A 22,178-nucleotide genomic window follows, 5' to 3' on the forward strand; every position below is an offset into this window, starting at 1 on the left:
CTTGCACCTTCCGGCACGGGGCAGCGGAGCTGCGCATGGGCAAGACACGGCGGCAGGACGCACAGCAGGAGCAGGAGCCGGAGCGCGGGGGCGTTCACGGAGCCGCCTTTCTGGTGGATTTGGAGGGCACCTGGTGGCCTGTCATAGTCGAGGAGACCTTCTCCCGTCTGGCCTTCATGCTCGAAAAAATCAATCGGCTGTCCGAATCCCACGGCCATATGCCGCGTGGCGTTGGCGTGGTCTCCGGTGTCTTCGCACTGGTCCTCGGCCTGCTCTGTCTCCTGGGCGTGTTGGCCTTCCACTTCCCGGCCTACCTGACCACGCCGGAGCTGCGCCGTGGTTACGACGTGGCCGGACTCCGGCAGGTGCTGTTCTGGTCCATGGTGGTCGCGGGCGGTATCTCGCTCGGCAATATCGTGCTCGGGCGGGTGCGCTGGCTGTCGGCCTGGGCCTTCCTGTCCGTGGTGGTGGCCGCCCTCATGGGTGGGCACAAGGTGCCGGTCCACGATTTCGCCGACCATACTCCGTATATCGGCCTGGACTGGTTCATCCTCGACCTGCTGGGCTCGAGCCTGATCTTCATCTTCATCGAGAAGCTGTTCCCGCTCCGGCGCCAGGCGGTGTTCCGCGCCGAGTGGCAGACCGACTTCCACCACTTCATCGTCAACCACATGGTGGTGGGCTTCATCCTGCTGGCCACCAACCTGCTGGTGCACAAGCTGTTTGGCTGGGCCGTGCGCGGCGGCGTGCAGAGCCAGGTGGAAGGTCTGCCCTTCGCCGTCGAGCTGTTGCTCATCATCCTGGTGGCCGACCTGGTGCAATACTGGACGCACAGGGCCTACCACGAGGTGCCCATGCTCTGGCGCCTCCACGCCGTGCATCACAGCGTGAAGAGCATGGATTGGCTGGCCGGCTCGCGACAACACATCATCGAATTGCTGCTCACCCGCACGTTGATCCTGGCGCCCATCTACGTGCTGGGTTTCAGCAAGGAAGTGATTGATGCCTATATCGTCGTGGTGGGATTCCAGGCCGTGTTCAACCACGCCAATGTGAGCGTGCGGCTCGGGCCGTTGCGCTACCTGATCGTCACCCCCAACTTCCACCACTGGCACCACAGCCAGGACCAGGAAGCACTCGACCGCAACTACGCGGCCCACTACGCCTTCCTGGACTACCTGTTTGGCACGGCGGTGAAGAGCGACCGCGAGTGGCCGAGCGATTACGGCGTGCTCGGCGATTACGTGCCGGACGGCTTCTGGAAGCAGCTGGCCTTCCCGTTCCGCAGGAAGGATTAGTGGCAGCTTGGGTGGCCCGTGCTGATGCCCACGGCCCGGTAGATGAGCACCGCCGCGGCCAGCAGGGGCACCGCTCGTTTGAGCACGAACGCCGCCATGCGCGGTTGCCGTTGCCATAATCCCGTCTGGAGCTGCGCGCCCAGCAGCGCCGGGAGCCCGCCCAGCGCGAACGCTCCCATCAGCAGCACGCCTCCTCCAATGGAGCCGCTCGCCAGGGCCGCCGCGTACACTCCGTAGAGCAGGCCGCACGGCAGCAGCGGCGTCACCGCACCCATTGCGCCCGCTTTGCTCAAAAGCGAAAACTTTGCGCCCGCCCGGGTGACGGCTGCCGCCAGGTGGGACAGGCCGGGCAATGGCCGCAGCCGCTTCCCCAGCTCCAGCGCCGAGGCCACCAACGCCGCCGCCATCACCCACGGCAGGTACGGCCGCGTCGATACCGCGAGCACTCGTGTCACCCCTCCGCCCAGCGCTCCCAGCAGCCCGCCCATCAGCATGTACGCCCCCACGCGCGCACTCTGATACGCGAGCACCGCGCGCCACCGCTCCGGGCCCTTCACCCCCGGCAGTCCCGCGCACGCCAGCGGCCCGCACATGAGGAGGCAGTGCACGCTGCCGGTGACGCCCACCAGCAGTGCGCCCGCGGCTCCCGCCACCACCACCGGGGCCGCCGGGAGCTGCGCCCACACGCCTTCGAGAACGGGAAATGCCGGAGTCATGCCCCCGCCCATCGCAATGGGCATGCCGTTCGCAAGGGGCCCGTCCCGATGCCGGCCTCCCAGCCAATCGAGCAGCACCCGGCCTCGTGCCGTCACTGTGGCAGCCCCGTTCCCGAGGGCTCGCCGCTGAAGGACTTCTGTTGCGCGGGCTGCGACGCCGTCCACCGGCTCCTCGTGGACCAGGGCCTCACCCGCTACTACGCGCTCGCCGAGGGCAAGGCGGCCCCAGCTCCCGAGCCCAAGCAGGACCGTGGCTTCGTCTGGCTCGAGCCGCTCGTCGCCCGCGCCGAGGCCTCCTCCAGCTCCGTGTGTGCGCTCGAGCTGGACGTGCAGGGCATCCACTGCGCCGCATGCGTCTGGCTGATGAACGAGTTGTTCCGCCGCCAGCCGGGTGGGGCCTCGCTCACCGTGAATCCCGCGCTCGGCAAGGTGCGGCTCGCCTGGCGCAAGGGCGCCTTCGACGTCTCCAGCTTCCTCCGCTCCGTCGAGGGCTTCGGCTACCTCTTCGGCCCCAGCCGCAAGCGCTCCGAGTCCGCCTCTCATGACTTGCCCCTCCGGCTCGGCATCTGCGCCGCCATCACGATGAACGTGATGCTCTTCTCGGTGAGCTTCTACGTGGGGCTCACCCCCGCAGACGGCGAGGTCTTCTCTCTTTTCAGCCAGCTCAGCGTGTGGCTCTCCACCGGCGTGGTGCTGGTGGGGGGCTGGCCCTTCTTCCGCTCGGCGTGGCGCGGGCTGCGCAGTGGCGTCCTCCACCTGGACCTGCCCATTGCCCTGGGCATTCTCCTCGTCTTCTCCACCTCGCTGCTCGAGGCGCGCGATGGCCGGGGAGACCTCGCCTACTTCGACACGCTCAATACCTTCGTCACCCTGATGCTGGTGGGCCGCTGGCTGCAGCAGCGCGTCCTCGAGCGCAACCGCCGCTTCCTCCTGGAAGATGATGGGGCGGATGGCCTCTTCGCCCGCAGGCAGGAGGGGGACCGGCTCGTCACCGTGCGCGCCGCCCAGCTGCGCGCGGGAGATGTGCTCGTCATCGCCCCGGGCGAGCTGGTGCCCGTGGATGCCGAGCTACTCGACGCGCGCGCCAGCTTCTCCACCGACTGGGTGACGGGCGAGCCGGACGTGCGCGCGGTGGAGCAGGGCGGTGAGGTGCCCGCCGGTGCCTTCAACGCGGCTCGCGCCGCCTCCCACCTGCGGGCCCGCACGGACTTCCAGGACTCGCCGCTGGTGGCCCTGCTGCGCCAGGCGCCCGCTTCTCCCAGCCGCGTGCCCGCCCATGCGCGCTTCTGGAACGTGGTGTCCCGCCGCTGGGTGCTCTCCGTGCTGCTCATCGCCGGCCTGGGCCTCGCGCTCTGGCTGCCCAAGGGACAGGACAAGGCGCTGCAGGTGGCCGTGGCCCTCCTCGTGGTGACGTGCCCGTGTGCTATTGGCATCGCCGTGCCGCTCGCCTACGAGCTCACCCAGACGCGCCTGCGCCGGCTCGGCCTCTTCGTGCGCAGCCAGGACTTGCTGGACCGGCTGCCCCGCGTGCGCAAGGTGCTCTTCGACAAGACGGGCACGCTGACGCTCGGCCGTCTGGAATTGGTGGACCGCGAGGCCGTGGACACACTCGCGCCCGAGCTGTGTGACGTGGCCTTCGACCTGTCCGCGCGCAGCAATCACCCGGTGAGCCGTTGCCTCGCCGCGGCCCTTTCCCGCGCTGGCGCGCGTTTCTCCGCTGGTGCACAGGTGACGGAGCACCCCGGGCAGGGCCTGGAGTGGCTCCGTGCGGACGGTACGTGGCGGCTGGGTGCCCCGGGATGGGCGGCGGCCGGTGCCACGGGGTTGGATGGAACCGTCCTATCCCGCGATGGCCAGCCCCTGGCCTCTTTCGCCCTGCGCGAGTCCGTGCGTGCCGATGCGCGCCGGGAAATCCAAGCGCTGCGCGACTCCGGCCACGAGGTGTGGCTCATCTCCGGCGACGCGCCCGAGCGGGTGCGCACCATGGCCGAGGCGCTGGGTGTGCCGGTGACGCACGCGCTCGGCGGCCAGCGGCCCGAGCAGAAGGCCAAGGCGGTGGTGTGCATCGACCAGTCGGACACGCTCTACCTGGGGGATGGCGTCAATGACAGTCTCGCCTTCGAGCGCGCCTTCTGCGCGGGCACGCCGGCCATCGACCGGCCGGTGCTGCCGGGCAAGTCGGACTTCTTCCTCATGGGCGAGGGCCTGTCCGCCATCCGCGAGGCCCTGGAGCTCTCGGGGCGGTTGCGCCAGGTGGTGCGCCGCATCATCGGCATCTCGCTCGCCTACAACGTGGTGTCGGTGGCGGTGAGCCTCGCCGGGCTGATGACGCCCCTGCGCGCGGCGGTGGTGATGCCGCTCAGCTCCCTGTCCCTCATCCTCTTCACCCTCGCGAGCCTCTCCGCCCGCCGCCAGCACGCGGCCGGCGAGCAGCCCCGAGCGCTCGAGGAGGTGCCCGTATGAATGTCATCGTCCTGCAGGTCTTCGTCAGCCTGATGCTCGTGGCGGGCTCGGTCCTGCTCTACGCCTTCAGCGTGCGGCACCGCGACTACGAGCACTCCGACCGTCTGTCCCTCATCCCGCTCGAGGACGACACCGCGCGCCCCGACCCGGCCGCGTCCTCCGAGTCCAAGCCGCAACCGTGAATTTCCCGAGGTGATCTCGTGCAACAGCAACGCATCGTCTACGACGACACCACCACCCGGCACTTCATCACCGCCTCCGTCCTGTTCGGCGTGGTGGGGCTGCTGGTGGGCTGCCTCGCCGCCGCCCAGCTCGCGTGGTGGCAGCTCAACTTCGGCCTTCCCTACACCACCTTCTCGCGCCTGCGCCCGCTGCATACCAACGCGGTCATCTTCGCGTTCGTAGGCAACATGATGTTCGCCGGCATCTACTATTCCACCCAGCGTCTGTTGAAGACGCGGATGGCGTCCGACCTCCTCTCCAAAATCCACTTCTGGGGATGGCAGGCCATCATCGTCTCGGCGGCGGTGACGCTGCCGCTCGGCATCACCACCTCGAAGGAGTACGCCGAGCTCGAGTGGCCCATCGACATCGCCATCGCGCTCATCTGGGTGGTGTTCGCCATCAACTTCTTCTGGACGTTGGCGAAGCGCAACGAGAAGAACCTCTACGTCGCCATCTGGTTCTACATCGCCACCATCATCACGGTGGCGGTGCTGCACATCGTCAACAGTCTGGCTTTGCCGCTCAGCCCGCTGAAGAGCTACTCGGTCTACGCCGGAGTGCAGGACGCGCTGGTGCAGTGGTGGTACGGCCACAACGCCGTCGCCTTCTTCCTGACCACGCCCATCCTGGGCATCATGTATTACTTCCTGCCCAAGGCGGCCGAGCGCCCGGTCTATTCCTACCGGCTCTCCATCATCCACTTCTGGGCCCTGGTGTTCATGTACATCTGGGCCGGTCCGCACCACCTGCTCTACACCGCGCTGCCCGATTGGGCGCAGTCGCTGGGCATGGTGTTCAGCGTGGCGCTGTGGGCTCCCTCCTGGGGCGGCATGCTCAATGGGCTGCTCACCCTGCGCGGCGCCTGGCACAAGCTGCGCGAGGACCCCGTCATCAAGTTCTTCATCGCCGGTATCACCTTCTACGGCATGGCGACCTTCGAAGGCCCGCTGCTCTCCATCAAGTCGGTGAGCGCGCTCGGCCACTACACGGATTGGATCATCGGCCACGTGCACGGCGGCGCCCTGGGCTGGAACGGCCTCATGGCGGCCGGCCTGTTCTACTGGCTGGTGCCCAGGCTGTACGGCACGAAGCTGCACTCGCAGAAGGCCGCGGACCTGCATTTCTGGACGAGCACGGTGGGCATCCTGCTCTACATCGTCGCGATGTGGGCCTCGGGTATCACCCAGGGCCTCATGTGGCGCGCCACCAACCCGGACGGCACGCTGCTCTACCCGAGCTTCGTCGAGACGCTCATCGCCATCCGGCCCATGTACATCGTCCGCTTCCTCGGCGGCACGCTCTACCTGCTCGGCTTCCTGCTGATGGTGTGGAACCTCTGGAAGACGGCCCGCTCCGGCCAGGCGGTGGATGGGGAGACGACGGTGGTGGTGGAGGACAAGGCTCCCGCGTCCATCTTGACGGGCCGGCCCGCGTGGGTGGCCATCGTCACCGGCTGGCCGCTCCTGTTCGCGCTCGCCATCATCGGCGTCACGCTGTTCCTCGGCTGGTCCGGCCCGGTGCGCGCCATCGTCATCATGGGGGCAGTGGTGGCCCTGGGCGAGTTCGCGTGGATCGTCGCCCGGCGCAACCGCGAGGCCGGTGGGCCCTCCTGGTTCGCCCTCATCGAGGGCCGCCCGCTGGCCTTCACCGTGCTCACGCTGCTCGCCGTCCTCATTGGCGGTGTGGCGGAGCTGCTGCCCACCATCCTCATCCGGCAGGCGGTGCCGGCGCATGGCGAGGCGCAGCAGCCGTACTCCCCGCTGGAGCTGCAGGGGCGTGACCTGTACGTGCGCGAGGGCTGCTATGTCTGCCATTCTCAGATGATCCGTCCCTTCCTCGCCGAGTCGCAGCGCTATGGCGACGTGTCCCGTGCCGAGGAGTTCATCTACGACCACCCGTTCCAGTGGGGCAGTAAGCGCACCGGCCCGGACCTGCACCGCGTGGGCGGCAAGTACCCCAATCTCTGGCACTACACGCACCTGATGGATCCGCGCGCCACCAGCCAGGGCTCCAACATGCCGCCGTACTCGTGGCTCGCGGACAATCGAATCGACGTGAAGCTGGCGCCCAGGAAGCTCGCGCTGATGCAGAAGCTCGGCGTGCCCTACACCAACGCCGACATCGACGGGGCCGAGGCCCGACAGAAGGCCCAGGCCGAAACCATCACCGCGGACCTCGCCACCCAGGGCATCCAGGTGGCGTGGGACTCGGAGATGGTGGCCCTCATCTCCTACCTGCAGCGGCTCGGGCGCGGGCCCCAGGACATTCAGCAGACGCCGGGCAGCCTCGAGACGGCCTCGGCGGGAGGGACTCCCTGATGTGGCGCCAGTTCTACGAGGGAATGGATTGGGTCCATCTCCCGCTCTTCACCCTGCTTCTCTTCTTCGCTGTCTTCCTCGGCGTGACGGCGTGGGTGCTGCTCGCCCGCCGGGGGCAGGACTACGACGCGCTCTCGCGGCTGCCGCTGGCCGAGCCGGGCGCGATGACCTCCGACTCTCGCGGCACGAGGAGCCACCATGAGCTCGAGTGACAAGCCGGGCGTTCTCCACGTCTATGACGGCATCGAGGAGATGGACAACCACCTGCCCAACTGGTGGTTGTTCCTCCTCTGGACCACCCTCGTGTTTGGCTTTGGCTACTGGTTCTACTACCACGCGAGTGGAATGGGCGCCGGCTCGCTGGAGGTGTACAAGGCCGAGGCCCAGGAGGCCGCGCGCAAGGCCGCCTCCGGCAAGCCCACGTCCGATGAGACGCTGCTCGCGCTCATGCAGGACCCCCTGGTGGTGGACCAGGGCAAGACGCAGTTCATCCAGCAGTGCGCGGCGTGCCATGGCCAGAAGGGCGAGGGGCTGATCGGCCCCAACCTCACGGACAGGTTCTGGCTGCACGGCGGCAAGCCCATGGACCTCCACAAGACGGTGTCCGAGGGCGTGGTCGTCAAGGGCATGCCCGCCTGGGAGCGGACGCTGGGCGCCGAGCGCGTGCGCTCCATCGTCGCCTACGTACTGACGCTCAAGGACACCAACGTCCCCGGCAAGGCCCCCCAGGGCGAGCCGGAGCAATAGGGGAAGGCCTATGCAGCCGCGAGCTCCAGGGCCGGGTACCGGGCACCTCTCCTCCATCCGTCCGGATGGGTCGCGGGTGGCCATTCACCCCTCGGACGTGCGCGGCCGCTTCGTCTCCTGGCGGCGCATCGTCTACGTGGTGCTGATCGCCATCTATGTCGTGCTGCCCTTCGTCCGGGTGGGGGGCCACCCCGCCGTCCACCTGGACGTGGCCGCGCGCCGCTTCTACCTCTTCGGCAGCACCTTCAACGCGCAGGACTTCTGGATCGTCCTCTTCCTGCTCACCACCGCGGGCTTCTGCCTGCTCTTCGCCACGGCGTGGCTCGGCCGCGTGTGGTGCGGTTGGGCCTGTCCGCAGACGGTGTTCCTCGAGGGCGTCTACCGGCGGATCGAGCGGTGGATCGACGGTCCTCGCGAGCGCCGTCTGAGAATGGCCGCCGGGCCGTGGACGCCGGACCGGGTGCTGCGCGCGGTGACGAAGCACGGAGTCTTCCTCGTCGTGTCGTGGCTGCTGGCGCACGTGGCGCTGGCGCTCTTCGTCTCGGTGAAGGACCTGGACACCATGGTGCGCGAGGGGCCCGGTGGTCACGGCGTGCCCTTCGCCTGGGCCATGGCCGTCACGGGCGCGCTGTACTTCAACTTCGCCTGGTTCCGTGAGCAGTTGTGCGTGGTGCTCTGCCCCTATGGGCGCCTGCAGTCGGCCATGCAGGACAGGGACTCGCTCATCATCGGCTATGACATCGCCCGCGGAGAGCCCCGTGGCCGGCTGGTGAAGGCGCGGCTGGGTACTCCCGAGGCCCCGCGCCAGGGTGACTGCGTGGACTGCCGCAAGTGCGTCATCGCCTGTCCCACGGGTATCGACATCCGCAATGGCTTGCAGATGGACTGCATCGCCTGCGCGCAGTGCGTGGACGCCTGTGACGAGGTGATGGGCAAGCTGGGGCGCTCCAAGGGCCTTGTCCGCTATGACTCGCTCAACGGGCTGGTGGGCCAGCCGCGCCGGGTCGTCCGGTCACGCCTGCTGCTCTACGGCGTCCTGCTGCTCGTCTCCGCCATCGCGCTCACGGTGGCCCTGGTGGGCCGCACGCCCTTCGAGGCCAACCTGCTGCGTTTCCAGGGCCTGCCCTACTTCCTGGAGGACACCACGGTGCGCAATCAATTCGAGCTGCACCTGGTGAACAAGAACCCCGTGGACACCACCTTCACCGTGCGTGTGGACAGCCCCGTCCCCGCCAACGTGGTGGTGGCGCAGCCGCGGGTGAAGCTCGGCTCCCTGGAGAGCTTCCGACTCCCCCTCTTCGTCACCGTGGACCGGGCCCAGCGCTTTCCCTTCACCTTCCAGATCGAGGTCGCCGACCAGGCGTCCGGGCAGGTGAAACGGCTCGAGGCCCGCTTCCTGGGGCCGCCCACGCCGGGCCGGTAGCGGGACGAGGGCGTTCCAAGCGCAGCCAGTGTACGCCCTGGCTGGTTGCGAGGGGCTGTGCCCGAGGCTCTGGGGATTACGTCAGCAGCGCGCGGGCCCACCTCCCCGTATAGGGCCCACTCCAAGCCGGGCGGTGTGTATGCCGCGCCCCTCGCTCGCTCGTTCGTCGCTGTCGAAGCGTGCTGGCATACTCCCCAACGCGCCCGACTTGAGCCTGCCCCCTCGCTTGATAAAAGGACGTGACGATGCGCTTGCGAACTTGGAGCGCGCTCCTGGTGCTGCTCACCGCCTGCGCTAGCGCGCCCGCCCCGCGGTCGATGCCACGGCCCCACGCCTTCGCGTCGACTCCCGCTTCGGGCCCGCGCATCCGGCTCGTTTCCACGCCGATGGAGCCGGCACCGGAACGGTCGTGGATTGGAAAGGCGGACCTGGACAAGGCCAGGGCACTGCTGTCTCGGGCGCGCGAAGACATCGAGCCGCGTCAGTGGGAACAGTTGGACCGCGAGCTCACCGCAGCGGAACGGGCCTTCGAGCGCTTCTCCCGCGCCGCGAGGACGAGCGGGCAAGCCGCTGAGGTGGCGAGGGGGGCCGAGGGCCTCGCCCAGGCTGGACGTGCCAGCGAGGCCCCTTTAGCGCTCTCCAGGGTGGGTCCGGTGCTCGTGGCCCTCGTCCTGCTCTGGCCCTCCAGCACCGCCGGGCCGGAGTCTGACAGCCGTCCGCCCTGGGTCGACGCTCAACGGGAGTTCGAGGCACGGCTGCGGGACGTCTCGGAGTCCTCGCGGCAACTCATGGTGGAACTCGAGGCTCAGCCTCGTGCGACGAAAGTACCGGCCCGGGAGCCGTCACCGCGAAAGCAGCCCGCGACCGCCCTCACCCAGGAAGAAGACGACCCGAGATGCAAGCCCATCCCCTTGCCGCGCCACCTGGGCGGGCATGACCCGCACAACGAATGCGCCGACAAGATGCCGGGCAACACCTTCCCCGGTGGGGATGTGTACGTGAATGGGAAGAGCTTCGACGCGCTGCAACTGGCCACGCGCACGCTCTGGGAGGTCAAAACGGATGACTTTGAGAAACAACCGCCTCGCTCGCAGCAGTTCTTCGTCGAAATGAAGTTGCCGGAAATACAGCGAGAGCGAAGGCTTGCTGAGGAATGTGGCTTCAAATTTGTCGTCGGCGTTCGTAGCGAAGCACACAAAGCAGCTTTGCTCCGAGCAGACCCCAGCCATGACGTAGTAGTCATGAATTGGTGTTGAAATGTCAGACAAGAAAAATCCCCTCACCCTCAATGTCTACGCGCCTTCACTCATGAATCATGATGAGCGCAGACTTGCCATCGTTCATGGGATGGAACGAGCTTTCCCTGGTTTGCACCTGGGATGGACGATGTCCAAGGAAGAGGGACTCGTCTCTTTGCCCCAACGAGATGAGTGGGTCGAAAGGGAGAGAACAGATGGGGATTTTCCGTTCCTCTGTAATGACGATGACAACCATGTCGTGACGCTAGGCGGATGGGAAATCCCGGCGGGCCGTTATCCGGGCGCCCGGCCGCAGCTTCAAATCCATGCGATGTTGCCGCTGGAGGAAGCCGCTATCGCCGCCGCGGGGGGTGTATTGGCAGGTGTGGCAGAGGGTGCACAGGCTTTGTGGGGACACATAACGCCGGGAAACGTGATGCTTGTCATTGCGGAGCAGATGGGGCCGAAGATGTATGGGCCACCAAAGCCACCACGGGGGTTGCCAGCGCTCAAGCTCCCAGACGCCATCCCCGCACCCGAGATTCCACATTGTATCGGGTGGTTGAACTACTGGTCGCAAGCTGCCGCACGGGCCATCGGCTTTCCGGATCCCGCCCGCGACGCGGAGCTGCTTTCGCGCTCACGGCGTACCGCGACGGGCGGGTGGGTTGTCCGGCTCACCGAGGCTCCGCTCGACCTGGACAACCCCGCGCACCTGGACGCGCTGAAACGGGCCTACGAGCGTTTCCCGGAGATCGGCGGGCGCTCCACCCCTTGAAGCCCGCCGCAGCTCGCAAGGGCTGTGCTCGAGAGCCCGTCTCCTGGCTCACCGGGAAGGTGAGACTCCCCGGAAGGTCAGCAGGCGTCCGGGCAGGTGAAACGGCTGGAGGCTCGCTTCCTGGGTCCGCCTACGCCGGGCCGGTAGCGGCGCCGAGGGCCTCCGGAGCGCAACGCTTGCGTCCGGACGCAGCCCTTGCACCCGGAAAGGCCCTCGGGACGGGGGTTTCCGAGGGCCCGGCGTTGGCACGGTGCTTGGAATGGCAAGGGCACCGATGGCTGCGTCCCTCGACATCCCGACCCCCTCCGAAGAGCTGATGCGGCGCTACGATGTCGCCGGCCCGCGCTACACCAGCTACCCCACCGCCCCCGAGTGGAAGCATGACTTCGGCACCGAGCACTACGCCGAGCGGCTCGACGTGGCGGGCAGCGCGAGCCCCGACGAGCCCCTCTCCCTGTACGTGCACCTGCCTTTCTGCCGCAGCCTCTGCTGGTACTGCGGGTGCAACGTCGTCATCTCCCAGGAGCGGAGCGCCGCGGACGTCTACATCGACCACGTCCTCCTGGAGCTGGAGCAGGTGCTGGCCCGGCTCGGAAAGCGGCGCAAGTTGTCGCAGGTGCACTGGGGCGGCGGCACGCCCACCTTCCTCTCCGAGGCCCAGCTCGAGCGCCTGTGGAGTGGCATCACCCGGCGCCTCCGGATGCTGCCCGACGCGGAGGTGGCCATCGAGGTGCACCCGGCCGTCACCTCCCCCCAGCAGCTCTCGCTGCTGCGGGCGCTCGGCTTCAACCGTGTCTCCATGGGCCTGCAGGACTTCGATCCGAAGGTGCAGGAGGTCACCAACCGCCACCAGCCCTTCGAGCAGACGCGCGAATTGCTCGAGCACGCGCGCGAGCTGGGCTTCTCCGGGGTGAACTTCGATCTCATCTACGGGCTGCCGTACCAGACGCCGGAGAGCTGGGAGCGCACGCTGCGCCAGGTGCTGTCGCTGAGGCCGGACCGGCTGGCGGTGTACTCGTTCGCCTTCATCCCGGAGGTGCTCAAGCACCAGCGGCGCATGCCGGCCGAGGCCCTGCCGGACGCACGCACCAAGCTGGGGCTGTTCCGCGCCGCGTGGGCCGCCTTCGCGGACGCGGGCTACCGGCCCATCGGCATGGACCACTTCGCCGTCCCCGAGGACGAGCTGTCGCGCGCCCAGGAGCGGCGCTCGCTGGGGCGCAACTTCCAGGGCTACACGGTGAAGGTGGCCTCGGACGTGGTAGCGCTCGGGGCCACGGGCATCAGCGACGTGGGCGGGGCGTACGCGCAGAACGTCCGCGCCCTGCCGTACTACTACGAGCGCGTGCGCGAGGGCCGCTTCGCCACCGAGCGCGGCATCCAGCTCACCGGCGAGGATCGCCGCCGCCGCGCCATCATCACCCAGCTCATGTGCAACTTCTGGGTGGACCTGGGTGAGGACGGCACACGCGACTTCGCGCTGGAATTGGAGCGGCTCGCGCCGCTGGAAGAGGACGGGCTGGTGCGCCGCGAGGGCAGCCAGCTCGAGGTGACTCCCCTGGGGCGGTTGTTCGTGCGCAACGTGGCGATGGTGTTCGACACCTACCTGCGCCAGGCCGAGCGGCCCCGCTTCTCCCGGACGGTGTGAGCATGGACGCCATCGACATCCTGGTGAACGAGCATCGTCACATCGAGCGCGTCATGGATCTGCTCGGGTGGGCCGTGGAGCACGGGCGCGGAGGAGGGGAGGTGTCCCCGGTGCTCTTCGAGCGCGCCGCGCACTTCCTGCTCACCTTCGTGGACGGCAGCCACGACGCGAAGGAGGGCGAGGTCTTCCAGGCCATCACCGCGCGCGGGGTGCCACTGGGCGAGGGCGTGGTGGCGGCGCTCTCGGCGCAGCACGAGGTGGGGCGGGAGATCGCCGGGGAGCTGCGCGAGGTGGCTCGGGCGGTGATGCGGGGCGAGAAGGAGCCCGAGGAGCAGTACGCGCTCGCCGAGCGCTACGTGCGGTTGCACCGGGGCCATACGGAGTCGGAGGAGAGTCGCTTCTTCCCGATGGTGCGGCGGCTGCTGCCGGTGGACGCGATGGAGCGGGTGCGGGCGAAGTTCGCACGCATCGAGGCCGCGCATGGCTCGCTGGGAGAGGCGGCGGATGCCTTGGAGCTGGCCTTCCCGGTGCCGGCCACGGCGGTGCGCCGCCCGGGGAACGTGCGTGCACAACCGTGGATCGGGAGGTGAGTGCCATGAAGCGCATCCTGGTGGTGGATGGCGAGCCGGTGGCGATGGGCGCGCTGTGCGACCTGTTGGTGATGGACGGCTACGCGACGGTGGGCCTGTGCGAGTCGGAGGAGGCCGTGCGGCGCCTGCGCGACGAGCTCTTCGACGCGGTCATCACGGACGTGGAATTGCCAGGAGGACACGGGCTGGAGGTGATTCGCACCGCCCGCGAGGCCCGGCCGGGCGCACCGGTGCTGGTGGTGACGGGGCACGTGAATTCACTGGCCTCCGACGTCGCCCGGGCCCTCGGCGTGCGCCGCGTGCTGGGCAAGCCGCTGCGCTACGAGACGCTCATCTCCGAGCTGGAGAGCTCCATCCAGGGCCGCTGACGGCTCATGGATGGGAGAGGATGGAGTCGGCGATGACGGGCACTCCGTCCGCGGGAGCCAGGAGGAAGCCACGCCGCTTCACCTCGCGCGTGGGGTGTTGGGATTGCGTGGCCGTCCGGAGCCCCGCCCCACGGCAGCACGGCGAACCCCGCCGGCAACTCCCACTGTTCCAGCATGAGCGGGCCCTCGGTTGTCTGGCCGCCGAGGGAGGCTCTGGAGTCACTGCTTCACCCGGCTGCCAGATAGGTGGAGCGGGCCGCAGCGGATGTGATGCGTGGCGGAGTCCCCATGTCTCCGCCTTATCGAAGGAGTTGCCCGGGCCCGCTGCCGCGAGCGGCCTGGAACGCGGGATGTCGTTTGGGAATCGATGCCCCCGGACCTGGTGTAGACAGGGGTCATGGCCGACAAGCGTCGCTTCGAGCTCTTCGCCCAGTTCCTCACCGAGCGCTTCCCCGCTCCGCGCATCTACGACATCGCGGGAGGGCAGGGCCGGCTCAACGAGGCCCTGTCCCAGCTGGGGCGCACCGTCACCACCTTCGACCTGCGCCACAAGCACCTGCCCGTCCGCTACGCCCAGCGCATGTTCACCCTGGAGGAGCCGTGCGAGTGCGACCTGCTCGTGGGCATGCACCCGGACGGGGCGACTCGAATCATCATCGAGTACGCGGCGCAGCACCGGCTGCCCTTCGCGGTGGTGCCGTGCTGCTCGGACAACAGCATGCCGTACAACCCGTGGCGGCGGTTCCTGGCGGACCTGGCGCGCGAGCGCGGCTTCACCTCCGTCGAGGAGCATGAGCTGCCCATGGAGGGCCGCTCGCGCGTGGTGCTCGGAGACTTCCTACCCCGGTAGGTTCTGGGGCAGGTCGAACGTGGCGTCCTGCCCGCCCAGCCCGATCGACACGGCCCGCCGCCAGTAGGCCATGCCCGCGTTCAGCGCCAGCACGTCCACGCCCGGTAGCCGGCGCAGCACCTTGTGGGGGCCCGCCAGCAGCCTGCGCAGCAGCGGCGCCATGAGCCGCCACGCATTCTGCGGGTAGCCGAGCGCATCCGCGTGCACGTCCCCAATGAGGTAGCGGGAGATCCCGTAGCCGAGCTCGATGGCCCGCGCCGCCCGGTAGAGCTCCTCGGGCGTGCGCGCCTGGACGCGGGGGCTCTCGATGAGGGCCTCGGTCAGGGCCGCCGAGTCCTCGTCCGGCGGCCCCTGCGTGCTGGTAATCAGCTCCCAGAGGGTGCGGGCCTCGGGCTCGGTGACGCACAGCAATTCCTCGCGCACGCCGAGCACGTAGCCCGCGTAGCGCCACAGGTGCAGCAGGTCCGACACCTCGGCCGGCGACAGTTGCACCCCGAGCCGCCGCAGCCCATCCACCGCCACGAGGCTGAAGAGGAGCACCGTGCCCGCCATGTCGAGCTGGTTGATGGGCGCGCCCCAGAGTCTCGCGTTCCACCGGGGCGAAGGGGTGATCAGGCGCCGGACCTGCGCGTGCATCAGCCGCACCCGGACGGAGGCCTCGAAGCCGGGCGCACCCCGCCGCATTCCTCCGGGCAGACACACCGCCTCGACGAAGCGGCCCGTCTCGGAGAGCCTGCGTGGGGCGGACGCCGTGAGCCGGCCCGAGAACGTGAGGGCCTTGTTGCCCGCGGGCGAGCAGTAGCCCAGCACCAGCGAGCGGAACGCGAGCACGAAGCCGCCGAAAATCCCCGTGCGCAGGAAGGCCGCGCCCCCACGGTCGCAGCGCGCGTCATCCACCCAGAAGGGCACGTGGTGGACGTGCTCGAAGAAGCGGACCACCGCGGGTGGTGCGGAGGGCGGATTGTTTCCCGCCGTCATGCTGACGATCAGCTGGTTCCTCAGTTGGGGAGGGAACGTGGCGAGGGCATCCACGGCCTCGTCGGCGAGGGGATCTCCCTCACCGAGCATGGCGCCGAGGCGGTCCACGCGATCTCCGAACCGGAGGCGAGCCTCGTCGGTGTGAATGTAGCGCTCGGGAAACATGGTCCCGGAAGACTAAACATTGCCTCCCAAGCGGGCTGCGCGCCGTCGCCCTCCCGGCCGATGCGTCAGGCATGGCCATGCGCAGGGCGCGGTATCCCGGTCCCCTGCTTTGCTTCCATGGAGGCGGGCGCTCGTACCTCCGACAGCCGGCCGAGGGTGAAGGCTCCCACCGCCATCACCAGGTCCCTCGCCGCGATGTCGAAGTAGTGGCCCGTGGTGAGCAGGTTCAGGGCGATGCCCACCAACCAGGCCGACACGATATAGGCGCCCACGCGCGTCAGCTTCGAGAGCACCAGCAGGCCCGCGGCGATCTCGATGATGCCCACGACGTGCATGAACGTGCTGGCGGGAACGACGCGGGCGACGAGGGGACTGAGGTACTGCTCCCAGTTCGTCAGCAGGTTGAAGAACTTGTCGAGCCCCGCGACGATCGGCACCACGCCGAACGCGAGCTTCAGGGCCCACCAGGACTGATTCACACGGCTATCGTTCAGACGGCTCTCCCGACGGCTTTCCATGTCGATGACCTCTTCATCGGTGCGCTTGCACCTCGTTGGCTGCCAGAGATGGGAGTCGCGAGGGCAGCGGGAGGTGACACGGCGAGGGGCTGTCACGTCCGGGCCTTCCGCCGCATCTGAAGGACATGGAGACGATGAGAGAGCAGGGGACCAGGCTGACGGGCGGGGGCTCGCCTTCCGATGAGGAACTCGCCCACCGAGTGAGCGAGGGCGAGACGACCCTCTTCGAGGTGTTGATGCGCCGGTACAACGCGCGGGTCTACCGGGCCGTGCGCGCGGTGCTGTCGGACGAGGACGAGGTCGAGGACGTGATGCAGCAGGCCTACGTGCTCGCGTTCACGCACCTGGAGCAGTTCAAGGGCAACGCGAAGTTCTCGACATGGCTCATCCGCATCGCGGTGAACGAGGCGCTGCTGCGCTTGCGGAAACGCAGCCGGCTGGTTGCCCTCGATGGCGGTTCGGACGAGGAGCCGGAGGCGGCGATGAAGCGGGTGGAAAGACAGACGTCCGACCCCGAGCGGCAGGCCTCCGACCGTGAGCTCGTCCACCTCCTGGAGTCCACCCTCGAGGCGTTGCCGGCGCCCTACCGGATGGTGCTCATGCTGCGCGAGGTGGATGAGCTGTCGACGGCGGAGACCGCCGAGGTGCTGTCAGTCAGCGAGGACGTGGTGAAGACCCGGCTCCACCGGGCCCGGGCCATGCTCCGGGACGAGCTGGATACCCGGCTCGGGGGCCAGCTCGAGGAGGTGTTCTCCTTCCAGGCGCCGAGGTGCGATCGGGTCGTGGCGGCCGTGTTCGCGCGCCTCGGCCCGCACTGACGGCGCACGGGCTCAATCCCACCCCCGGAGGGCGACGCTCATGCGCCGCATCCACAGGTCCAATTCCTGGCGGCGCAGGGTGGCGAACACGCGGCTTCCCACGATGGTGAGGCCGGTGAGCGTCATCACCACGAAGCCGATGCGGTGGTCCCTCAAGCCCGCGTGGACGAGCGTGGCCGCCACGTCCAGCGTGAGGAACAGCGTCCCGAGCGCCAGGTAGGCGCGGATGTGCAGGGCCATGCCGGCCGCCACACCCAGCAGGCACACCGCGCCGAAGACGAAGGCATACGTCCCGTCCGAGGCCTGACCCATCTGCAGCGCCAGCTTCGCCGCCGCGGGCATGTACAGCAGCAGGCCTCCCACGGTGCGCACCGCGTTCCTCGCCGCTCGCGGCAGGCTGCCCGTGAAGAGCTGGCCCAGCATCAGCAACAACAGGCCGAGCGGCGCCAGGTACACCTCGAGCCCCTCCATGTTCATGGAGAGCGCGCCCACGAGGAGCGCCACGTTGCAGGCCGCCGCCGCGAGCGAGCCGAACAGCCGGCTGTGCTCCACCGCGCCCAGGGCCGCGTACAGCAGGCCCGAGCCACCCGCCAGCAGCGCGGCCTCGCCCGTGGCCTCGCTGGGGAGCACCAGCGCCATGCCCACCGGCAGCAGCGCCGCGAACCGCCGTGTCGCCTGCTCCACCGGCGGAATGCCCGCCCGCTTCGCCAACACCGTCACGCCCACCAGTGCGAAGCCGAGCGCCAGGGCGAAGAGCGCATCGTGCTCGGGACGCAGGTTCCGGGCGTACAGCGTCCGGACGAGCGCGTACACGCCCACCACCGCCACCTGCACGAAGTACACGTGCCGGCCCGTCCGCTCGCGCCACGCGCAGTGGAGCGACACCCCCACCGCCAGGGCGATGGCCGTGCCCGCCAGCGGGAGCGTCTGCTCATCCGGTGTTCTCGACAGCGTCGCCACGAGCGCGAGCAGTCCTCCCGTCGTGATGAGCCACAAGTCCCGGCCCCAGGCGAGCCCTCGGGTCAGGTCCTCGCGCCCGTGGCGGAGCTGGCGGCCGGTGGCGTGCGCGAGCGCCGCGACTCCCGCCACGCAGAGCGCCAGTGCCGCGCCCCGCAGCCTGAGGAGGGCGATGTAATCGGGGTCCACCCGGGAGCCCGCGACTCCCGCCACGAGCGCCACCGAGAGGCCCGTCACGGCCGCGAGCCCCGTCAGCGTCGTGGCCCACCCCGCGCCCATCCTCGCCAGCGCGCCCTTCCACTGGGCCGCGCCGATGAAGAGCGTGGTGGCGAGCAAGGCCAACGTCATCGGCAGGGCGGGAGAGCGCATCCAGTCTCCGCCGAGCCCATACAGGAAATCGAGCAGCAGGCGCGGCGCGGCCCACTGCGCGTCGGTCACGCCGCCAGCGGCCAGGGCGTACACCATCGCGTTGAGCCCGTAGAACAGCGCACCCAGTTGGGCACGAGGGCGCGCCTTGCTCGCGTCGACGCCACGCCAGCGGGCCACCCACGGGCTCAGCGCCACCACGCTCAGCGCCAGGAGGGCGAGCACAGGGCCCGGCCATGCGCCCACGGTGGGCTCACGGTGCGCCAGGGCATGGATGACCAGGAGCAGGCCCAGCCCCGGAAGCAGGCGTCCCAGGGGCCGAGCCCGGGCCGCGAGCAGCAGCAGCCCGGCCCCGAGCGTGAGCACGGCGGCTTCGAGCCCCGGCTGGACGAACGCCGCCGCGAAGACGAGCAACGCGGCGGCGCCCGACCACTCGTGCAGGGCCTGGGTGAGCTTCTGCCCGAAGGAGTCGGACTCGCCGGACAGGAACGTGCGCAGGAACTCGAGGCGCACGCCCACCCGGGCCAGCACCAGCCCCACTCCGGCATACGCGAAGCCCACGGCGGCGAGGCCCACGAAGGCCTGGTACCACAGGGGGGCGATCGTCTCTCCAGAGGCCAGCCACGCCTCGGGCGCGAGCCAGTCGATGCTCTGGGCCGCTTCGAGGAACCCGGCGCGGACCCATTGGCTGCCCGGGGGCACCGCCGCCACCAGCGCATGTCCGAGCACGGAGCGATGAACGGCCCACAGCGCCGCTCCCGGGAGCCCCAGCAGCAGCCCCACGTGGACGAGCCCCGGAGACCGGAAGGAGAAGGCGAGCAGCACCGCCAGGAGCGCGGCGCCCAGGAACATGAGCGGGGGCACCACCGTCAGCGCGCGGGACAGGATGGGTCCACCCACCACCCAGCCCTCCACCGCGAGCAGCACGCCCAGCGCGGCCACGCCCGCATGCGGAACGAGGTGGTACGCGCGGCCATGGCGCTCGTTCTCCAGCAGCCGTCCGAGCCACGGTCCGAAGCGCCGGGTGGCGAGCGCCAGCAGCCAGACGCCCACGCCGATGAAAGGCAGCTTCAGGGCCACGACGTCAGGAGGCAGCGGACGCCCCACGCGGTTGAGCACCGCCGTGAGGGCGATGAAGAGTCCCGCGAAGGCGAGCGTCCCCACCGAGCCGCGCATGCGCCACGTGACGAAGCCGCGCGAGACGAAGGCGAGCACCGCGCTCCCCGTGAGCAGCGCGCCCGCGAGCACGGCCTGGGAGCGAGTGAATTCCCGCGCCGAGGGCATCCAGAGCGTGAGGAGGGCGAGGGAGAACGTGGCCCCCACGAAGGCCATGGCGGCGAAGCCATCCGTGTAGAGCGCACGGCCCTGCTCGGGGAAGGGCAAGCGGATCCAACCGAACAGCCGCCGGCCTCGCGGGGTGGGCTCCTCGCTTCCCCGTCCACGCAGGGCCGCGATGGCGGACATCCCGAGCGTCAGACTCGAGAAGAGCAGGGCGAGGGTGCCGATGGGCGGGACGCCTCTGTAGGTGACGAGCTGCACCACCGTGAGGCCAAGACCCCAGGCGGCCAGGGCGCTGACGAGCCGGCTGCGATCCCGCCTCACCCGCAGCAGCAGGAGCACCGAGGTGAGCAGGAGCGGTACGCAGAGGCTCAGCTCATACAGAGGGAGCACGCCGCGCACGATGAGCTCCAGCAGCCCGTTCCCTTCGTCGAGGGGCAGGCTCAGGCCGAGCTGCGCACACAGCACCGCCAGTGCGGCCGCCGCGAGCGAGAGGTCGTCCAGGGGCAGCAGCTCGACCGTCTTCCCGGTACGGCGCATCCATGCTTCCTGAAAGAGCCCGGCCACGCCGTAGAGGCCCGCCACCCCGGCGAGCGTGGCCACCTGTGCCCAGGGCCTCTCGGTCATCTCCATTCCGGTGATGGCACCGAAGCTCGCGAAGAGGAGCGCGATGCCGCCCAGGTAGTGCAGGGCCCTCCAGCGGTAGCCGCCCGTGAGGTGCGCGGCCACGGCCACCAGCGCGCCCGCGGCGACCACCGGCCACCACGCATCCGAGCCCCAGCCCATGAAGTCGTTCGAACTCAGCGGCAGCGAGGCCACCGACAGCACCACGCCCCAGCCGAGCAGCCAGAAGCGGCGGGTGCTCCGCCCGCTCATCCGCGCCACGGCCAGCAGGCCCGCTCCCACGGCGGCGACTCCCACCATCCACCCCCGCGGCTCGGTGGGCACCTGCAGCCGTGCGAGCAGCAGCCCCGCCAGGGTCAGGGCGAGCACTCCCGGGTGCACCAGTGCCCGGCGCCGGGGCTCGAGCACGAAGAAGCTCAGCGCCGCCGCCACCGGTGCGAAGGCCGAGGCCATGTCCACCCACGGCTCCACCCCGGGCCCCACGGAGAAGGCCGCGAGCGCTCCGGCGAGCGCTCCGCAGGCCACCACCGCGTGCGCCAGCGTCTCCGCTACCGGCGCCGCCTGGGGATGGGCCTCGCGCACCGAGGGTTGTGTCGCCACGCCCGCCACCACCGCCGCGAGCGCCATCGCCCAGAGCGTCATCGCGGCGAAGAGCGGACTGCCAGGGAAGAAGGCGTCGAAGCCCGACGGTGCGCTTGTCACCGCGAAGACGGCCAGGGCCAGCGCTCCATAGAGGCTCGTGGTGAGGACGGAGAGCCCGGCCCGGCCCGGCTGCTCCTTCCCGGCCCTCCACGCGGAGGCCGCGAGCGCCGCCACTCCGGCGAAGGCACAGGCGCCGCGCATCCACGGCGCATCGTCCAGCGCCATCAACGGCAGTCCCGCCAGCAACGAGGGCAGCAGCCCCACCGCGAGCGACACCGTCGAGGCCCCATACAGCAGGCGTCCCGCGGGCCTCAGGGTGAGCAGGGCCAGGGCCGCGACTCCGGCCGACACGGGCCAACCCATTACCGGGTGCAGGCCCACCAGGGCGGACAGCGCGACGAACACCACCGGCATCAGCGCGAGGCCAATGCTCGCGAGCACCCGCCCGGCCGACGACGAGCGCCGCGCGAGGAACACCCCGAGTCCGATGAAGGCCGCGTGGTAGGCGAAGAGGGCGCCCGTGACGAGCAGTTGCCGGGGCACGCCTCCGAGTGCGCGCCACGCCTCGCGTACGCCCATGAGCGAGCCGCCCAGCACCAGCACCGCGCCGAGGAACCACCAGACGTACTCATTCAGCTTCGGGGTCGCGCGCGCGCCGTCGTCGAGCGCCACCATCGCGTCCAGCCCGCCGCCGAGCGCGCTCGCGTCCACGCGGCTGAACAGCGCCTGCCCCGAGTCCGTCCCGAGGCCGAGTCCGTCTCCGTCCTCCTCGTGGGCGCGCCGGGACTCCTCCTCGCGCTCGGCCCGCGCCGCGCCCTCCAGCGCCTGGAAGAACCGCTGGCCCCAGTCCGGCCGCCAGTCCTCGAACTCCTCGAGCTTCCCGGCGAGGGCGTTGGCCTTCTGCTCCAGGGTGCTCGCGTCCTCGAGCAGCGGGACGGCGACGGCGCTCGCGACGGCGGTGCCCTCGAGTGCCGCGGTGAGCCGGGTCGCGGTGCGCGGATCGAGCACCCGCGTGGCCTGCCAGGCGGAGATGCGCCGCTTCAGCTTCTCCTGGACGAGCAGCTCCAGGTGCTCTCCGGTCGCGGGAATGAGCTGCACGCCGCACGTCGGGCACGTCTCGCTGGCGTTCTCATCGCGCAGCTCGGCACAGGCCAGGCAGATCATCGAGCCCCC

18 protein-coding genes are annotated in these 22,178 nt (G+C 69.6%); 14 read left to right on the top strand and 4 right to left on the bottom strand.

Going from position 1 to position 22,178, the window contains the following annotated elements; translation table 11 throughout:
- Window positions 1-35 precede the first annotated feature (35 nt).
- Window positions 36-1,298, top strand: a complete 1,263-nt coding sequence (locus ACJ8AN_RS15250) for a sterol desaturase family protein (protein WP_407756075.1) — start codon at window positions 36-38, stop codon at window positions 1,296-1,298.
- On the opposite strand, the gene ACJ8AN_RS15255 is transcribed toward ACJ8AN_RS15250, so the two are convergent.
- Complete coding sequence (locus ACJ8AN_RS15255) at window positions 1,295-2,014, bottom strand: sulfite exporter TauE/SafE family protein (RefSeq protein ID WP_407756076.1); 720 nt, start codon at window positions 2,012-2,014, stop codon at window positions 1,295-1,297. The genes ACJ8AN_RS15250 and ACJ8AN_RS15255 overlap by 4 nt on opposite strands.
- A 48-nt stretch (window positions 2,015-2,062) precedes the next feature.
- Between ACJ8AN_RS15255 and ACJ8AN_RS15260 the strand changes: the two genes are divergently transcribed.
- The 12 genes from ACJ8AN_RS15260 (at window position 2,063) to ACJ8AN_RS15315 (ending at window position 14,659) form a co-directional block, all read left to right on the top strand.
- Complete coding sequence (locus ACJ8AN_RS15260) at window positions 2,063-4,477, top strand: heavy metal translocating P-type ATPase (protein ID WP_407756077.1); 2,415 nt, start codon at window positions 2,063-2,065, stop codon at window positions 4,475-4,477.
- The gene (locus ACJ8AN_RS15265) at window positions 4,474-4,659 is read left to right on the top strand and encodes a cytochrome oxidase (protein ID WP_407756078.1); all 186 of its coding nucleotides are present in this window, start codon (window positions 4,474-4,476) and stop codon (window positions 4,657-4,659) included. Before ACJ8AN_RS15260 ends, ACJ8AN_RS15265 begins: the two co-directional genes overlap by 4 nt.
- Before the next feature lie 18 nt (window positions 4,660-4,677).
- Window positions 4,678-7,020 (top strand): cytochrome-c oxidase, cbb3-type subunit I, encoded by a 2,343-nt coding sequence (ccoN, locus tag ACJ8AN_RS15270; RefSeq protein WP_407756079.1) that lies wholly within the window; start codon window positions 4,678-4,680, stop codon window positions 7,018-7,020.
- Window positions 7,020-7,232: a CcoQ/FixQ family Cbb3-type cytochrome c oxidase assembly chaperone gene (locus ACJ8AN_RS15275; protein WP_407756080.1), complete on the top strand. Its 213-nt coding sequence runs from the start codon at window positions 7,020-7,022 to the stop codon at window positions 7,230-7,232. The genes ccoN and ACJ8AN_RS15275 overlap by 1 nt, the downstream gene beginning before the upstream one ends.
- Window positions 7,219-7,767, top strand: coding sequence for a cbb3-type cytochrome c oxidase N-terminal domain-containing protein (locus ACJ8AN_RS15280; RefSeq protein WP_407756081.1), 549 nt, complete (start codon window positions 7,219-7,221; stop codon window positions 7,765-7,767). Before ACJ8AN_RS15275 ends, ACJ8AN_RS15280 begins: the two co-directional genes overlap by 14 nt.
- Before the next feature lie 76 nt (window positions 7,768-7,843).
- Window positions 7,844-9,190, top strand: coding sequence for a cytochrome c oxidase accessory protein CcoG (gene ccoG, locus ACJ8AN_RS15285; RefSeq protein ID WP_407756082.1), 1,347 nt, complete (start codon window positions 7,844-7,846; stop codon window positions 9,188-9,190).
- Window positions 9,191-9,465: 275 nt separating this feature from the next.
- A complete protein-coding gene (locus ACJ8AN_RS15290; RefSeq protein ID WP_407756083.1) occupies window positions 9,466-10,446 on the top strand; it encodes a DUF6310 domain-containing protein in 981 nt (326 codons plus the stop codon).
- A gap of 1 nt (window position 10,447) precedes the next feature.
- Window positions 10,448-11,206, top strand: coding sequence for a DUF5953 family protein (locus ACJ8AN_RS15295; protein WP_407756084.1), 759 nt, complete (start codon window positions 10,448-10,450; stop codon window positions 11,204-11,206).
- 274 nt (window positions 11,207-11,480) lie between these two features.
- Window positions 11,481-12,851, top strand: coding sequence for an oxygen-independent coproporphyrinogen III oxidase (hemN, locus tag ACJ8AN_RS15300; RefSeq protein ID WP_407756085.1), 1,371 nt, complete (start codon window positions 11,481-11,483; stop codon window positions 12,849-12,851).
- A gap of 2 nt (window positions 12,852-12,853) precedes the next feature.
- Window positions 12,854-13,441 (top strand): hemerythrin domain-containing protein, encoded by a 588-nt coding sequence (locus ACJ8AN_RS15305; RefSeq protein WP_407756086.1) that lies wholly within the window; start codon window positions 12,854-12,856, stop codon window positions 13,439-13,441.
- 5 nt (window positions 13,442-13,446) lie between these two features.
- Window positions 13,447-13,809 (top strand): response regulator, encoded by a 363-nt coding sequence (locus ACJ8AN_RS15310; RefSeq protein ID WP_407756087.1) that lies wholly within the window; start codon window positions 13,447-13,449, stop codon window positions 13,807-13,809.
- A 397-nt stretch (window positions 13,810-14,206) separates the two neighbouring features.
- Window positions 14,207-14,659, top strand: coding sequence for a hypothetical protein (locus tag ACJ8AN_RS15315; protein ID WP_407756088.1), 453 nt, complete (start codon window positions 14,207-14,209; stop codon window positions 14,657-14,659).
- Here the strand turns inward: ACJ8AN_RS15315 and ACJ8AN_RS15320 are convergent.
- Both ACJ8AN_RS15320 and ACJ8AN_RS15325 read right to left on the bottom strand, forming a co-directional pair.
- Window positions 14,648-15,745: an oxygenase MpaB family protein gene (locus tag ACJ8AN_RS15320; RefSeq protein WP_407756089.1), complete on the bottom strand. Its 1,098-nt coding sequence runs from the start codon at window positions 15,743-15,745 to the stop codon at window positions 14,648-14,650. The two genes, ACJ8AN_RS15315 and ACJ8AN_RS15320, sit on opposite strands and share 12 nt — an antisense overlap.
- Window positions 15,746-15,867: 122 nt before the next feature.
- Window positions 15,868-16,281, bottom strand: a complete 414-nt coding sequence (locus ACJ8AN_RS15325; RefSeq protein ID WP_407756090.1) for a DoxX family membrane protein — start codon at window positions 16,279-16,281, stop codon at window positions 15,868-15,870.
- 173 nt (window positions 16,282-16,454) lie between these two features.
- Between ACJ8AN_RS15325 and ACJ8AN_RS15330 the strand changes: the two genes are divergently transcribed.
- Window positions 16,455-17,138: an RNA polymerase sigma factor gene (locus ACJ8AN_RS15330; protein WP_407756115.1), complete on the top strand. Its 684-nt coding sequence runs from the start codon at window positions 16,455-16,457 to the stop codon at window positions 17,136-17,138.
- Between the two features lie 12 nt (window positions 17,139-17,150).
- Here ACJ8AN_RS15330 and ACJ8AN_RS15335 read toward each other — a convergent pair whose 3' ends face one another.
- On the bottom strand, window positions 17,151-22,169 hold the full coding sequence (locus tag ACJ8AN_RS15335; RefSeq protein ID WP_407756091.1) for a hypothetical protein: 5,019 nt from the start codon (window positions 22,167-22,169) through the stop codon (window positions 17,151-17,153).
- Window positions 22,170-22,178: the final 9 nt, after the last annotated feature.

The organism is Archangium sp. (genome assembly GCF_045802675.1).
Lineage (GTDB): Bacteria > Myxococcota > Myxococcia > Myxococcales > Myxococcaceae > Archangium.

What these genes read in the sequence shown, in the direction of transcription:
- ACJ8AN_RS15250 (WP_407756075.1), top strand. Translation starts at nt 36, where the DNA reads ATGGGCAAGACACGGCGGCAGGACGCACAGCAGGAGCAGGAGCCGGAG.
- ACJ8AN_RS15255 (WP_407756076.1), bottom strand. Translation starts at nt 2,014, where the DNA reads ATGACTCCGGCATTTCCCGTTCTCGAAGGCGTGTGGGCGCAGCTCCCG.
- ACJ8AN_RS15260 (WP_407756077.1), top strand. Translation starts at nt 2,063, where the DNA reads ATGCCGGCCTCCCAGCCAATCGAGCAGCACCCGGCCTCGTGCCGTCAC.
- ACJ8AN_RS15265 (WP_407756078.1), top strand. Translation starts at nt 4,474, where the DNA reads ATGAATGTCATCGTCCTGCAGGTCTTCGTCAGCCTGATGCTCGTGGCG.
- ACJ8AN_RS15275 (WP_407756080.1), top strand. Translation starts at nt 7,020, where the DNA reads ATGTGGCGCCAGTTCTACGAGGGAATGGATTGGGTCCATCTCCCGCTC.
- ACJ8AN_RS15280 (WP_407756081.1), top strand. Translation starts at nt 7,219, where the DNA reads ATGAGCTCGAGTGACAAGCCGGGCGTTCTCCACGTCTATGACGGCATC.
- ACJ8AN_RS15295 (WP_407756084.1), top strand. Translation starts at nt 10,448, where the DNA reads ATGTCAGACAAGAAAAATCCCCTCACCCTCAATGTCTACGCGCCTTCA.
- hemN (WP_407756085.1), top strand. Translation starts at nt 11,481, where the DNA reads ATGGCTGCGTCCCTCGACATCCCGACCCCCTCCGAAGAGCTGATGCGG.
- ACJ8AN_RS15305 (WP_407756086.1), top strand. Translation starts at nt 12,854, where the DNA reads ATGGACGCCATCGACATCCTGGTGAACGAGCATCGTCACATCGAGCGC.
- ACJ8AN_RS15310 (WP_407756087.1), top strand. Translation starts at nt 13,447, where the DNA reads ATGAAGCGCATCCTGGTGGTGGATGGCGAGCCGGTGGCGATGGGCGCG.
- ACJ8AN_RS15315 (WP_407756088.1), top strand. Translation starts at nt 14,207, where the DNA reads ATGGCCGACAAGCGTCGCTTCGAGCTCTTCGCCCAGTTCCTCACCGAG.
- ACJ8AN_RS15330 (WP_407756115.1), top strand. Translation starts at nt 16,455, where the DNA reads ATGAGAGAGCAGGGGACCAGGCTGACGGGCGGGGGCTCGCCTTCCGAT.
- ACJ8AN_RS15335 (WP_407756091.1), bottom strand. Translation starts at nt 22,169, where the DNA reads ATGATCTGCCTGGCCTGTGCCGAGCTGCGCGATGAGAACGCCAGCGAG.